Genomic DNA, 13,437 nt, shown 5'->3' on the forward strand with positions numbered 1-13,437 from the left:
CAGCTTGCAGCTTGTAGCTTGCAGCTCACAGCTTTTGCGGAGCAGACGACATGATTTCTAAGGAAGGCCTTACACACCACATCTCCCAGCAGTTCAACGCCGAATTGGAGGAAGTGCGCAGCCACCTCCTGGCCATGGGCGGGCTGGTCGAGAAACAGGTCAACGACGCGGTGACCGCGCTGATCGAGGCCGACTCCGGCCTGGCCCAGCAGGTGCGCGAGATCGACGACCAGATCAACCAGATGGAACGCAACATCGACGAGGAATGCCTGCGCATTCTGGCCCGTCGTCAGCCGGCAGCTTCCGACCTGCGCCTGATCATCAGCATTTCCAAGTCGGTGATCGACCTGGAGCGCATCGGTGACGAAGCGACCAAGATCGCCCGTCGCGCCATCCAGCTGTGCGAAGAAGGCGAAGCGCCGCGTGGTTATGTGGAAGTGCGCCACATCGGTGACCAAGTACGCAACATGGTCCGCGATGCACTGGACGCCTTTGCCCGTTTCGACGCCGATCTGGCTTTGTCGGTGGCGCAGTACGACAAGATCATCGACCGCGAATACAAGACCGCCCTGCGAGAACTGGCCACCTACATGATGGAAGACCCGCGTTCCATTTCGCGGGTTCTGAGCATTATCTGGGTACTGCGTTCGCTGGAGCGTATCGGCGACCACGCGCGCAATATCTCGGAGCTGGTGATCTACCTGGTACGCGGCACCGACGTGCGGCACCTGGGTCTCAAGCGCATGAAGGAAGAAGTCGAAGGAACAACCGGCGAAAGCGCTAATGTTCCGGGCAAAACTGACGATAAGTAAGGTTGCCAAAGTAAAGCGCCCGGCCTTTTGGCCGGGCGTTTTTGTTTGTGCTTCACGAATTCGATAAGCAGCACCCCGCGAACGAAAAGTCCGGCGTGACTGAAGGTTTTTTGGCAATGTGCCATCAGTAAGGCGGTATGCTGGCCTGGATTTTTAAAGGGGTGGTGGATGAGTAAGGTCAGTGTGTTGGTCGTGGACGACGCGTCGTTCATTCGTGACCTGGTGAAGAAGTGCCTGCGCAATTATTTCCCGGGCATGCGGATCGAAGATGCGATCAACGGCAGAAAGGCCCAGGCCATGCTGGCCAAGGAAGCCTTCGACCTGGTCCTGTGCGACTGGGAAATGCCGGAAATGTCTGGCCTGGAGCTGCTGACCTGGTGCCGCGAGCAGGACAATCTCAAGGCCATGCCCTTCGTGATGGTGACCAGCCGTGGCGACAAGGAGAACGTTGTCCAGGCGATCCAGGCCGGGGTTTCCGGTTACGTCAGCAAGCCGTTCACCAACGAGCAACTGATCACCAAGGTCAAGCAGGCGTTGCACAAGGTCGGCAAGCTCGACGCCTTGATCAACGTAGCCGCGACCAAAACGAGTCCGGCATTCGGTAACGACTCCCTCGCCGCCTTGACCGGTGGCAAGGCGCCCGTCGTCACGCCACTGGTCGCACCCGCACCGTCCAAAGGTTTGCTCAACAGCCCGCCGGTCAAGGCGCCTGCGGCCTCTTCGGCACCCACCAGTGGCCGTGGCCAGGGTCAACTGCGTTTGCCGAACGGCATTGCGCAATGTGTGATCAAGGCCTTGAGCCTCAAGGAAGCCCTGTTGGTGGTCAAGCGTACCGAGACCCTGCCGCAGATCCTCGACAGCGCCGTGCTGGACCTGGAGCAGGGCGATAACGCCGAAGTCGCCCGCCTCAACGGCTATCTGCACGCCGTCGTGGCCCACGAACCGAAGCCCGACAGCGACTGGCTGCAACTGACCTTCCGCTTTGTCGACCAGGATGCGCAGAAGCTCGATTACATTTCGCGCCTGATTGCGTGTGGTACGGCGCAGAAGCACTTTATTCCTGGCGCTTGATCCAGCGCCGTCTGCGAGTTCGCCTTCGCGAGCAAGCCCGCTCCCACATTTGAAATGCATTCCAATGTGGGAGCGGGCTTGCTCGCGAAGGGTCCATTGGCCTTGCCGAAAATCTTCTGAACGGCCCATTTTGAAACATCTGCCGACTACCCGGGTCCATTGCAGCTGCTAGGCTCAATCCCAGTTCTCACTCGACAGAATCCTTGCTCATGTTCTCGCGCCTGCTGCTTCTATGTGGCCTGTTCATGGTCGCCACCTCGGCCATGGCCATGACCATCTACAAATCCAAAGATGCCTATGGCGTGGTTTCCTACAGCGACCGCCCCAGCAAAGGCGCCCATGTGTTCGTTTTTCGCGATGGTATGGTCGAGCACCTCGAGCGTCAGGTGCGCCTTATCATCATGAAGAAGAACGGTGTGCACAGCGTGTACGTGCGCAATGACCTGTATGCGCCGGTAGAAGTCGAATTGAGTTTTGCCGGGGTAAAGAACGCCAGCGGAGTGCCGGGGCGGACGATTCGGCGTGTGATACCGCTACGCAGCAGCGTTCGCCTGGCGCAGCTCACGGCGGCTAAAGGTGGAAGGCCCCTCGCGTACGTCCCGAAGTTCAAGTATTCCCTGGGCGACCCCTCAGGGCCCACGGTGGGCTATCGGTACCCGTTGCCCTGGCGTGGCGGACCGTTCCGGATCAGTCAGGGCGCCAATGGCCCCTACAGCCACTTCGGGCCCAAGAGCCGTTACGCCATAGACATCGCAATGCCTGAGGGCACGCCGATCATTGCCGCGCGAGGCGGGGTGGTGGTGAAGACCGAGAACAGGCAAAGCGGGCGCGGCACCGACGCATCCGGCAATTTCGTGCGGGTGCTGCACGATGACGGGACCATGGGTGTTTACCTGCACCTGAAGAAAGGCTCGGTCTGCGTTCGGGAAGGTCAGCGGGTAACGGTCGGCAGTGCGCTGGCGTTGTCCGGCAACACCGGCAACAGCACCGGGCCGCATTTGCACTTCGTGGTGCAGCGCAATACCGGGCTGGGGCTGGTCTCGATTCCGTACCAGTTCAACCAGCCGGTGGGCGCGCTGCCTAACTTTGCGTTGGGCAAGCAGTGAGGCGTTGTCTGGTCTGACGCTTTCGCGAGCAGGCTCGCTCCCACAGTTGAAATGCATTCCAGTGTGGGAGCGAGCTTGCTCGCGATGGCATCGACTCGAATCCGGATATTTCGATCAGTCCAGCATCAACACCTTGGCCAGAACGATCTTCGGCCCTTTCATCTTCTTGATGATGATCCGCAAGCCTTCGACTTCCAGCACCTCTTCCTCTTCGGGAACCCGCTTGAGGCTCTCGTAGACCAACCCGGCAAGTGTTTCGGCTTCGACGTGGTCGAGGTCGATGCCCAGCAGTCGCTCAACCTTGAACAGCGGCGTATCGCCCCGCACCAGCAGCTTGCCCGGCTGATACGCGAGGATCCCGCGTTCGGCCTTGCGGTGTTCGTCCTGGATGTCGCCCACCAGCACTTCCAGCACGTCTTCCATGGTCAGGTAGCCGATGATGTTGCCGTCAGCCTCTTCGACCACGGCGAAGTGCGAGCCGCCCTTGCGGAACTGTTCCAGCAACTGCGACAGCGGCATGTGCCGCGACACGCGCTCCAGCGGGCGGGTCAGTTCGGCGAGGTTGAACGACTCGGGAATGTGGTCCAGCGCTGCCAGTTCCAGCAGCAGATCCTTGATGTGCAGCAGGCCGACGAACTCCTGGCGTTCGCTGTCGTACACCGGGTAGCGGCTGAACTTGTGGCGACGGAACATCGCCAGGATCTGCTTGAGCGGCGCGTTGAACTCCAGGGTCACCAGGTCTTCGCGGGAGTTGGCCCAGTCGACCACTTCCAGTTCACCCATTTCCACCGCCGAGGCCAAGACACGCATGCCTTGGTCGCTCGGGTCCTGGCCACGGCTGGAGTGCAGGATCAGTTTCAGTTCTTCGCGGCTGTAGTGATGCTCGTGATGCGGGCCGGGTTCACCTTGCCCTGCAATGCGCAGGATCTGGTTGGCGCTGGCGTTGAGCAAGTAAATGGCCGGGTACATGGCCCAGTAGAACAGGTACAGCGGCACGGCGGTCCACAGCGACAGTAATTCGGGTTTGCGGATCGCCCAGGATTTGGGGGCCAGTTCGCCGACCACGATGTGCAGGTACGAAATGATGAAGAAGGCGGTGAAGAACGAGATGCCTTTGACCACTTCGGCCGACTCGACGCCGACCGCGCTCAACACCGGCTCAAGAATGTGGGCAAACGCGGGTTCACCGACCCAACCCAGGCCCAGGGAGGCGAGGGTGATACCCAATTGGCAGGCAGACAGGTAAGCATCGAGCTGACTGTGCACGGTACGCAGGATGTGCCCGCGCCAGCCGTTTTTGTCAGCGATGGCCTCGACCCGGGTCGAGCGCAGCTTGACCATGGCAAATTCCGCCGCAACGAAAAATCCGTTGAGCAAAACCAGGATCAGAGCAAAAAGAATCATGCCGAAGTCGGCGAAAATTGTAGCGAGGGTCAAGCCAGGGGAAGGGTCCATGATGGAGTTTTGCGGGTTCCGTATATTCGAGAGGAAAGAAAAAACTGCGCCTGAAAGGCAGGCGCAAGTCAGCCAATGTAGCGGCTGACTGGGCGGTTGCCTAGTGGCGCGTGCTGGCCGGTATCAATCGGCGGTGCTGATAACCCGTGATTTGGTGACCTGGGCCGGGGCAAAGTGGCAGGTGAAGGTGCTGCCGTGGCCCGGTACGCTGCTGATTTCCATCCGTGCCCGATGCCGTAACAAGACGTGTTTGACGATTGCCAGCCCCAGGCCGGTGCCGCCGGTGTTGGAGTTGCGGCTGGAGTCGACGCGGTAGAAGCGTTCGGTCAGGCGCGGCAGGTGTTTGGCATCGATGCCGATCCCGGAATCCTGCACGCTCAGGTGCGCCCCCTGGTCATCGCCCCACCAGCGAATGCGGATATTGCCTTCGGCCGGGGTGTATTTCACCGCGTTGAACACCAGGTTGGAAAACGCGCTGCGCAACTCCGCTTCGCTGCCCTTGAGCAGAATCGTCGGGTCGGCTTCCAGGGTGATTTTCTGGTTTTTCTGGGCGGACAACTGCTGCGCGTCGCTCTTGATCGATTGCAGCAAGCCGTCGATCGGCACCGGCTGGTTGTCCGACGGATAATCGGTGGCTTCCAGCTTGGCCAGCAACAACAGGTCGTTGAGCAGGGTCTGCATGCGTCCGCCTTGTTGCTGCATCTGCTGCAAGGCACGGCCCCAGCGCGGGTTCACCTCGTCGACGTTATCGAGCAAGGTTTCCAGGTAACCGCAGATCACCGTCAACGGTGTGCGCAGTTCATGGGAAACGTTGGCGATGAAGTCTTTGCGCATTTGCTCAAGCTGATGGATGCGCGTTACATCGCGCACCAGCATCAAGTGTTCGTTGTTGCCGTAACGGGTGATGTACAGCTGGATGCGCACGCGGTCGTTGGTCGGCGAAGGGATTTCCAGCGGCTCGGCGTAACTGTCTTGCTCGAAGTATTCCTTGAAGCGCGGATGGCGCACCAGGTTGGTCACCGGTTGGCCGCTGTCCTGTGGCGTCTTGAGGCCCAGCAGGGTTTCGGCGGCGCGGTTCCACCATTCCAGGTTGCCGTCGGAGTCGAGCATGATCACCGCATCCTTGAGCGCGGCGGTGGATTCCTGAACCCGGTCGATCACCGCTTGCAGGCGCCCACGTACCCGTTGGTCGCGGCGTTGCAGGTGGTAGATGCTGTCGAACACCTCGCCCCACAGGCCATAGCCGTCGGGTGGCGCTTCATCGGGTTTGTGCAGGCGCAGCCACTCGTGCAGACGCAGCAGTTGCTTGAGGGTCCAGGCCAGGTAAAGACCCAGGCCTGCGGCGAGGCTCCAGCCGTAATAGCCGGTGATCAGGCCGATCACCAAGCAGGCGGTGACCAGCAGCAGCATGTGGCGAATAAGGGTGCCATGCCAGTTTTGGTTCACTTGACGCGCGTCCTTGTCAGCTTGTCGGGCGGTAAAGGTCCGGGTCAGGCTTTGGTAGAAAAGCGGTAACCGGTGCCGCGCACGGTTTGTACCAGATTTTCGTAAGCATCGCCGAGGGCTTTGCGCAGGCGTCGAATGTGCACGTCGACCGTACGCTCTTCGACGTAGACGTTGCCACCCCAGACCTGATCCAGCAACTGGCCACGAGTGTAGGCGCGCTCCTGGTGGGTCATGAAGAATTGAAGCAGGCGGTATTCGGTCGGGCCCATCTCGGCAGGACGGCCGTCGATGGTCACGCGGTGGCTGATCGGGTCCAGCAGCAGGCCGCCGACTTCGATAGGCGCCTCGCCATCGGTCGGGCCGGCACGGCGCAGCACGGCCTTCAGGCGCGCTACCAGCTCACGTGGGGAAAACGGCTTGGTGATGTAGTCGTCAGCGCCGACTTCCAGGCCCTGGATCTTGTTGTCCTCTTCACCCTTGGCGGTGAGCATGATGATCGGGATGTCCCCGGTCAGTTCATCACGCTTGAGGCGACGGGCCAACTCGATGCCGGACGTGCCGGGCAGCATCCAGTCGAGCAGGATCAGGTCCGGTTTGCGGTCGACGATAATGGCGTGGGCCTGCTGGGAGTTTTCAGCCTCCAGGCAGTCATAGCCGGCCATTTCCAACGCAACGGCGATCATTTCGCGAATAGGCGCTTCGTCGTCGACGATCAGAATGCTCCTGCCAACCATGCCCTTAGTCCTCTTGTCATTTAACTGTCTTGCGCCGCATTAGATAACGGAATTATTGCAGTCGTGTGACAGTATTTTAGTCGACCGGCGATTGGCTGGATCCTGGACTAAGCTCTAAGTCCGAATCCTGACAACCACAAAGGAAGGCTTCAAATGAATCGACACTCGCAATCCATCAAGGCCCTGCTGCTGGCCGCTGCCCTGGCGTTGCCTTCGATGGCCTTCGCCGCCGAACCGGGCATGATGAAAGACGGCATGATGACCGACCACAAAGGGATGACCCTGTACACCTTCGACAAGGACACGGGTGGCACGTCGGTCTGCACAGGTGAGTGTGCAGAGTACTGGCCACCGCTCAAGGCGGAAGCGGGCGCCAAGGCTGAAGGCAAATGGTCTGTCATCAAGCGTGACGACGGGACAATGCAATGGGCCTATGGCGGTAAACCGCTGTACTACTACAAGGACGACAAGGCACCCGGAGAAATGAAGGGCGACAAGAAGAAAGACGTCTGGCACGTCGTTCGCGAGCATATGTAACACTGCAGAAGATCGCAGCCTCCGGTAGGAGCTGCCCAGGGCTGCGATCTTTTCAACGGTCAACGCAACGCGTAGTCCAGCACAATCCCGACGAAAATCGCCAAGCCCGCCCAGTGATTGTGCAAAAACGCCTTGAAGCAACGCATCCGGTCCTTGTCGCGGGTGTACCAGAACTCCCACGCAAAGCAGCCCGCCGCCGCCAGCAACCCAAGGTGGAACCAGCCACCGAGTTCGAATTTCGACCCCGCCAGCAGCAGGCAACCCAACGCCAGCCCTTGCAGGGTCAGGATGATCGCCCGGTCCGCGTCGCCGAACAGGATTGCCGTGGATTTCACGCCGATTTTCAGGTCGTCATCGCGGTCGGTCATCGCGTAATACGTGTCGTAACCCACGGTCCACATCAGGTTGGCGATCCACAGCAACCACGCGACAGCCGGCAACTCACCGGTTTCTGCGGTGAACGCCATCGGCATCCCCCACGAAAATGCGGCACCCAGCACCACTTGAGGATAATAGGTGTAGCGCTTCATGAACGGGTAACTGAACGCCAGCGCCAGGCCGCCCAGCGACAGCCAAATGGTCGCGGCATTGGTGCACAGCACCAGCAGGAAACTCACGCCCATCAGCAATGCGAAGAACACCAGCGCCTCTTTGGAACTGATCTTGCCGCTCACCAGCGGCCGCTGCTCGGTACGCTTCACATGACCATCGACCTTGCGGTCCGCCCAGTCGTTGATCACGCAGCCGCCGGCGCGGGTCAACACCACGCCGAGGACGAAAATCACAATGTTGGCCAGGGACGGCGACCCCTTGCCGGCAATCCACAGCGCCCACAGTGTTGGCCAGAGCAGCAGGTAAATGCCGATCGGCTTGTCCATGCGGGTCAGCTGAATGAAATCCCAGGCCCGAGGGTTCAAGCGGTTCAAGGACTTGAGCAGGCTTTGGTACATCAACGGTTCTCCGATTGGGCGCAGGCGGCGTCCCACAGGGAAGGCAGGAATATTTCGGCCACCAGCACGCTCAGCGCACCGCGGTCGAAGCGCGAGCGGCGGCCCCATAGTTCAGGCGATTGCACCTCGGCGGGCAGCCACGCTTGCGGATAATGGCAAACCTCGATGGCCCGGCGCTGGAAGGCCTGATCGCAAAACAGCAATTCGCCCAGCGAGCGGCTGCCCAGTTCGTCCATGTGCAGGCCATCGCCTTGCAATGCACTGCGTGACGCCACGCTGCGCGCAAACACCCACGCCTGGCCATGACCGCGCAAATACACCTCGCGCACCCAGCCCTCACTGCCATCGACCAGGTCCAGTGCTGCGCATTCGTCGGCACGCAGGGGTTGCCAGCCTTCGAACATCGGCGAGACGCTGAAGGCATCATTCGACAGATGTATCAGGCGTCTGGTCAGCGAGCCTTCGTCGAACAGCCAGTCGAGGGTGGAGGCATCGGGGAGGGGCGCCAGTTCGCTGCGCGAGAGCCAGAGAGGAACTGGAGAGGGGGATTCTGTGTGATGCACAATGAGTCATTATTGGCAGCAAATGAGGCGGCGAGCTTAACATGTCAGCCGCCGATATCGATTGAAATGGCCTGCCGTTGCGCCGAACAGGCTTGCATCCGACGGCCCCGATCAGTACAAAACGCGCTGAGTTGGACGGCAGTGCTGCAACCATCGACCGTCCGGCCGGCAAAACGCCTGAACCCTGAGGAAGTACCTGATGAAAAAGTGGCAATGTATCGTCTGCGGCCTGATCTACAACGAAGCCGACGGTTGGCCGGATGACGGCATTGCGCCGGGCACCCGTTGGGAAGACGTCCCGGCGGACTGGCTGTGCCCGGACTGCGGTGTGGGCAAAATGGATTTTGAAATGATCGAAATCGCAGCCTGAATAATTGAGGAGTAAGGAATGAACGCACCTGTCGTAATCATTGGCACCGGCCTGGCGGGCTACAACGTGGCCCGCGAGTTTCGCAAACTCGATAGCGAAACCCCGCTGCTGCTGATTACCGCCGATGATGGGCGCTCCTACTCCAAGCCGATGCTCTCCACCGGCTTCGGCAAAAACAAGGATGCCGACGGCCTGAGCATGGCCGAACCCGGCGCCATGGCCGAACAGCTCAAGGCCGAAATACGCACCCACACGCGCATCAGCGGCATCGACCCGGGCCACAAGCGCCTTTGGATCGGTGAAGAAGCGGTGATCTACCGCGACCTGATCCTGGCCTGGGGCGCCGAAACCGTGCGCGTGCCCATCGAAGGCGACGCGGCGGACTGCGTATTCCCGATCAACGACCTGGAAGACTACGCACGCTTTCGTGCGGCGGCGGCCGGCAAGCGCCGCGTGCTGCTGCTCGGCGCGGGCCTGATCGGCTGCGAGTTCGCCAACGACCTGACCCTGGGCGGCTACGAAGTGCAGCTGGTTGCACCGTGTGAGCAAGTCATGCCGACCCTACTGCACCCGGCGGCCGCCGCTGCGGTGCAGGCTGGCCTCGAAAGCCTCGGCGCGCGCTTCCACCTCGGCCCGGTACTCAACCGCCTGCAACGCGTGGCTGACGGCCTGGAAGCGCACCTGTCCGATGGTCAGGTGATCCCGTGCGACGTGGTGGTCTCGGCCATAGGCCTGCGCCCACGCGTCGACCTAGCGGCAGCGGCCGGTTTGCAGGTCAGCCGTGGCGTCATGGTCGATCGGCACCTGAAGACCTCCCACGCCAACATCTACGCCCTGGGCGACTGCGCCGAGGTCGACGGGCTGAACCTGCTGTACGTGATGCCCCTGATGAGCTGTGCGAGGGCGCTGGCGCAAACCCTGGCCGGCAACCCGACCGCCGTCACCTATGGCCCGATGCCAATCACCGTCAAAACCCCAGTCTGCCCGCTGGTGGTGTCCCCGCCGCCACGGGGCGCGGAAGGCATCTGGACAGTCGAAGGGCAGGGTGCCGACATCAAGGTTTTATGCCGCGATGCTGCGGGCAAGCTGCTCGGTTACGCCCTCACCGGTGCCGCCGTGATGGAAAAACTGGCCCTGAACAAAGAGCTTCCGGCCCTGTTGGCGTAAATACCGGTCGTTCTGTCGGAATCACCCCCCTTTTGCCCTAACAATGGCCGCGCCGATACTGGCGCGGGGCCTCACTGCGTGCCATCCTCACTCCCGTCTGCCGCAGAGTAGAGCACCTGCGGCGCTTTTGGCGCTGCTCCGCAGAGAGCAGCACGGACATAACAACAACAAACCGTCAAAGGGGCTTCACTCACATGCGTAAACCAGACCTCGCAGCAGCCATTGCTGAAAAAGCAGACCTCACCAAAGAACAAGCCAACCGCGTTCTCAACGCCGTTCTTGAAGAAATCACCGGTGCCCTGCACCGCAAAGACAGCGTGACGCTGGTGGGCTTCGGCACCTTCCTGCAACGCCATCGCGGTGCCCGCACCGGCAAAAACCCGCAAACCGGTGAACCCGTCAAAATCAAGGCCAGCAACACCGTTGCGTTCAAACCAGGCAAATCGTTGAAAGACAGCGTTAATCCGTAATCCTTTTTCACCTCCCGCACAGCGGGGGAGTGGAATAAAAAATGGGCACGCCAACCAGGGTTGGGTGCCCATTTTTTGTGGGTGGCGAATCAGCCGAGCCCGCTTTGTTGCTTGGCGAGAATCGCCGCCATTTGCGGCTCATCCAGATGATCCAGCGCCCGCTCTACCAGCAAATGCGCTCCCTCAGCCACGCGACTGATCGCCAGGGCTACTGAGCGGCGCGAGCCGTCTACATCATCGGCCAGGTCCGCGGCGATGGCGCTGATGGACAGCAAATCTTCCGAGGCGTTGGCCAGGAGTGCTTCGGTATTGATGTCCGGGCAGACGCTGAAGAGTTGGCCGCTGCGATTCGTTGGTGTTTGTTTTGGTGGGGCGAGATAGTGATCGAGGGCGCGTTCGGCGGCTTCGTGGAGTTTTTTGGAATCGAGGGATTCGTAGGGGGATGTGGCTTCGTTTTCGGATGCGTCGGGTATCGGAGTCATTGGTGTAAATCCTTGGTTAAGAAGTTTTGCTCCCGATTTCGGACTTGCACATCCGGTCGCCGTTTTTGGCGTCGACGATCTGAGGTTATCGATGAATCCAAAACTCGCCTAGTTCATGCATAGCGCAGCATTTTGAAGGAAGTTTCCGATAGGTTTGCAGGGTGGGGAGATCAAAAGATCGCAGCCTTCGGCAGCTCCTACAGAATGTGTATCTTCAGGTGCAGAAGTAGCGTGTGGAGTGGCCGGAGTGATGTGCTGATAATTGTGACTTAGTAGTCATCGTGCAGGTAATGGTAATGAACTTCTCCTAATGAAGCTTGATACTGGTGTTATCCTCTGAAGCCGTTAAACTGCCCCAGCCGTTCATTTTTCTCTTGAGGCTGTGCGCATGAAATTTCGTTTTCTGCTGTGGATGCTGGGTTTGTTGATGGGTAAGGCCAGTCGGACCAATCCGGCGTTTCAGCAGCAGTTGGGTGACAAGGACCTGGTGTTTCAGTTGCAGACCCTGGACGGGAAAGTGGCGCGGCATTTTCGTGTGAAGGACCAGCGCATCACCAGCCAATCGGGTGTGCATGCCGAGCCTGCGTTTGCGATTGCCTTTAAAGACGCCGCGTATGGCTTCGCCACGATGCAAGCGAAGAACAAGCAACTGGCGTTCATGACGGGGATTCAGGACAAGTCGATTCAGATCAAGGGCAACCCGGCGCTGGTGATCTGGTTCCAGGGGCTGACCAAGTATTTGAAGCCGAAGAAGGCCAAGCCCAAGGCTTGAGGGCTGTCAGTTAGACCGAGTGATATTCATCGCGAGCAGGCTCGCTCCCACAGGGATCACCTGAATCCTGTGGGAGCGAGTCTGTTCGCGATTGCTTTTCAGCCTTGAGTGAATTGCGAAGCCAGTTCGCGCAGCAGCACTTCGGCCTCGAGGACTTTGCTGACCACGTCGTTGGCTTTTTCGCGGCTCAGGCCGAGGCGTTCGAGCAGGGCGTCGGGGATGTCTTCGTCGGGGCCGGAGCCGATGCCACGGCTGCGCAGCAGGCGCACCGACAGGCACACCAGGTTCGGGTATTCGGCGTAGGCGCCGTCGTAGGCCGGGTCGTGCTGGAAGCGCAGGGCGGTGGCCAGTTCTTCAGGCATGTCCCAGTAGCGCATCAGCCACGTACCAATCTGTTCCCGGCTGATGCCCAGCAGGTGTTGTTCCACGAAGCTGTGGCACAGGTGCGGGTTGACCTCCAGGTGGCGGCAGATCAGCGAGAAGTGCGGTGGGAACACGTGGGCCAGCAGCAGGTAGCCGAAGTTGTGCAACAGGCCGGCGAGGTAGGTCAGGCCGGCTTCCGGGCGCTGGGCGCGCGGCATGGCGCGGGTCAGGCCTTCGATGACGGCGGCGGTGTAGATCGATTGCTGCCAGTACGGCGTGGAGTGTTGCGGGTGGTCCTTGGGCAGGCTCAGGGTTTTGCCCAAGGCCAGGCCCAGCGCCAGGTTGATCACCAGGTCGAAGCCCAGCACCCGGACGATGGCATCTTCCACCGAGCGAATCTTGCCTGGTGAGGCGTAATACGGCGATGCCGCCCAGCTCACGACTTGTGCAGCCAGCGCCGGGTCGGTTTCGACCACGCCGGTGATGTCGTCGATGGTGGCGTTGGGGTCTACGCGCAGCTTGATAATTTTTTGCGCGGTTTCGGCCAACGGCGGAATTTCGATGGTCGCTTCCAGACGCTGCTGGATGCGCCGCGCGGTGAACGCCTGGACGGCCTGGGTGATTTCCTCGCGGTCGTCATCGGGGCGGTTGAGGTTCGGACGGATGCTGGTCAGGTTTTCGCCGAAGTTGGCGGCGCTGGCCTTGGTCAGCATGGTCGTCTTGAAGTCTTCGCTGGAAATTTCCAGTAGCACGCCCGGCTCACCGGAGTTGATCAGCAACTTCGGCTCGCGCAGCAGGCTTGCGTCGTACAGGCACGGTGAACTGGTTAGCGCCGGTAGGCCCGGCAGCAAGCTGAGATTGTGCTTGCCGAGCATTTTTTTCAGGCGTTCGGTCGGTACGGCGGCGAGGCGGCGACCGGTGAGTTCAGTGAGGCGATTGAGGTCCAGCAATTGGCTCTGCGGGAACAGCACCATTAGCACGCCAACGCTGTCATCCAGCAGAACGGCCTGCACTTTGCGCGCGGCATTCAGGCCGTGACGGTCCAGCACTTCTTCGTAGGCAATGCCCAATTTGCCCAGCATCAGCCGAATGACCGACGGAGCGTGCGGGGTGTCGGGTGCGAAGGCAACTTCGGTCAT

General features: G+C 60.5%; 15 protein-coding genes. 8 read left to right on the forward strand and 7 right to left on the reverse strand.

Annotated elements, in window-relative coordinates:
- The first annotated feature begins 50 nt into the window (after positions 1-50).
- From phoU to KGB28_RS07090, 3 genes are all read left to right on the forward strand, one after another.
- Positions 51-812, forward strand: a complete 762-nt coding sequence (gene phoU, locus KGB28_RS07080; protein ID WP_223443765.1) for a phosphate signaling complex protein PhoU — start codon at positions 51-53, stop codon at positions 810-812.
- 168 nt (positions 813-980) lie between these two features.
- Entirely contained in the window at positions 981-1,883 is a 903-nt protein-coding gene (locus tag KGB28_RS07085) for a response regulator (protein WP_223443767.1), read from the forward strand.
- 209 nt (positions 1,884-2,092) lie between these two features.
- Positions 2,093-2,989 (forward strand): peptidoglycan DD-metalloendopeptidase family protein, encoded by an 897-nt coding sequence (locus tag KGB28_RS07090; RefSeq protein WP_223443769.1) that lies wholly within the window; start codon positions 2,093-2,095, stop codon positions 2,987-2,989.
- A 114-nt stretch (positions 2,990-3,103) separates the two neighbouring features.
- Here KGB28_RS07090 and KGB28_RS07095 read toward each other — a convergent pair whose 3' ends face one another.
- The 3 genes from KGB28_RS07095 to phoB all read right to left on the reverse strand — a co-directional run bounded on the left by KGB28_RS07095 (position 3,104) and on the right by phoB (position 6,624).
- On the reverse strand, positions 3,104-4,444 hold the full coding sequence (locus KGB28_RS07095; protein ID WP_223443771.1) for a hemolysin family protein: 1,341 nt from the start codon (positions 4,442-4,444) through the stop codon (positions 3,104-3,106).
- Between the two features lie 123 nt (positions 4,445-4,567).
- Complete coding sequence (gene phoR, locus KGB28_RS07100; RefSeq protein WP_257605542.1) at positions 4,568-5,854, reverse strand: phosphate regulon sensor histidine kinase PhoR; 1,287 nt, start codon at positions 5,852-5,854, stop codon at positions 4,568-4,570.
- 80 nt (positions 5,855-5,934) lie between these two features.
- Positions 5,935-6,624 (reverse strand): phosphate regulon transcriptional regulator PhoB, encoded by a 690-nt coding sequence (phoB, locus tag KGB28_RS07105; protein WP_003229608.1) that lies wholly within the window; start codon positions 6,622-6,624, stop codon positions 5,935-5,937.
- A gap of 153 nt (positions 6,625-6,777) precedes the next feature.
- Here phoB and KGB28_RS07110 point away from each other — a divergent pair, with 153 nt between their 5' ends.
- The gene (locus KGB28_RS07110; RefSeq protein WP_223443773.1) at positions 6,778-7,161 is read left to right on the forward strand and encodes a hypothetical protein; all 384 of its coding nucleotides are present in this window, start codon (positions 6,778-6,780) and stop codon (positions 7,159-7,161) included.
- Between the two features lie 59 nt (positions 7,162-7,220).
- On the opposite strand, the gene ubiA is transcribed toward KGB28_RS07110, so the two are convergent.
- Positions 7,221-8,111 (reverse strand): 4-hydroxybenzoate octaprenyltransferase, encoded by an 891-nt coding sequence (gene ubiA / locus KGB28_RS07115; protein ID WP_150724876.1) that lies wholly within the window; start codon positions 8,109-8,111, stop codon positions 7,221-7,223.
- Positions 8,111-8,674, reverse strand: coding sequence for a chorismate--pyruvate lyase family protein (locus KGB28_RS07120; protein WP_223443775.1), 564 nt, complete (start codon positions 8,672-8,674; stop codon positions 8,111-8,113). The genes ubiA and KGB28_RS07120 overlap by 1 nt, the downstream gene beginning before the upstream one ends.
- 199 nt (positions 8,675-8,873) lie before the next feature.
- On the opposite strand from KGB28_RS07120, the gene KGB28_RS07125 reads away from it, so the two are divergent.
- From KGB28_RS07125 to KGB28_RS07135, 3 genes are all read left to right on the forward strand, one after another.
- Positions 8,874-9,044 carry a rubredoxin gene (locus KGB28_RS07125; protein WP_007995385.1) on the forward strand — a complete coding sequence of 57 codons (171 nt, stop codon included), beginning with the start codon at positions 8,874-8,876 and terminating at the stop codon, positions 9,042-9,044.
- Between the two features lie 18 nt (positions 9,045-9,062).
- Positions 9,063-10,211 (forward strand): NAD(P)/FAD-dependent oxidoreductase, encoded by a 1,149-nt coding sequence (locus KGB28_RS07130; protein ID WP_218431562.1) that lies wholly within the window; start codon positions 9,063-9,065, stop codon positions 10,209-10,211.
- Positions 10,212-10,405: 194 nt separating this feature from the next.
- Entirely contained in the window at positions 10,406-10,681 is a 276-nt protein-coding gene (locus KGB28_RS07135) for an HU family DNA-binding protein (RefSeq protein WP_003195589.1), read from the forward strand.
- An 89-nt stretch (positions 10,682-10,770) separates the two neighbouring features.
- On the opposite strand, the gene KGB28_RS07140 is transcribed toward KGB28_RS07135, so the two are convergent.
- Positions 10,771-11,163: a DUF6124 family protein gene (locus KGB28_RS07140; RefSeq protein WP_223443777.1), complete on the reverse strand. Its 393-nt coding sequence runs from the start codon at positions 11,161-11,163 to the stop codon at positions 10,771-10,773.
- A 388-nt stretch (positions 11,164-11,551) separates the two neighbouring features.
- On the opposite strand from KGB28_RS07140, the gene KGB28_RS07145 reads away from it, so the two are divergent.
- Complete coding sequence (locus KGB28_RS07145) at positions 11,552-11,935, forward strand: hypothetical protein (protein WP_008018281.1); 384 nt, start codon at positions 11,552-11,554, stop codon at positions 11,933-11,935.
- 98 nt (positions 11,936-12,033) lie between these two features.
- Here the strand turns inward: KGB28_RS07145 and KGB28_RS07150 are convergent, their stop codons facing one another.
- Entirely contained in the window at positions 12,034-13,437 is a 1,404-nt protein-coding gene (locus KGB28_RS07150; RefSeq protein ID WP_223443779.1) for an aminoacyl-tRNA deacylase and HDOD domain-containing protein, read from the reverse strand.

It is taken from the genome of Pseudomonas sp. BF-R-19 (assembly GCF_019956445.1).
GTDB classification, from domain to species: Bacteria; Pseudomonadota; Gammaproteobacteria; order Pseudomonadales; family Pseudomonadaceae; genus Aquipseudomonas; species Aquipseudomonas fluorescens_BH.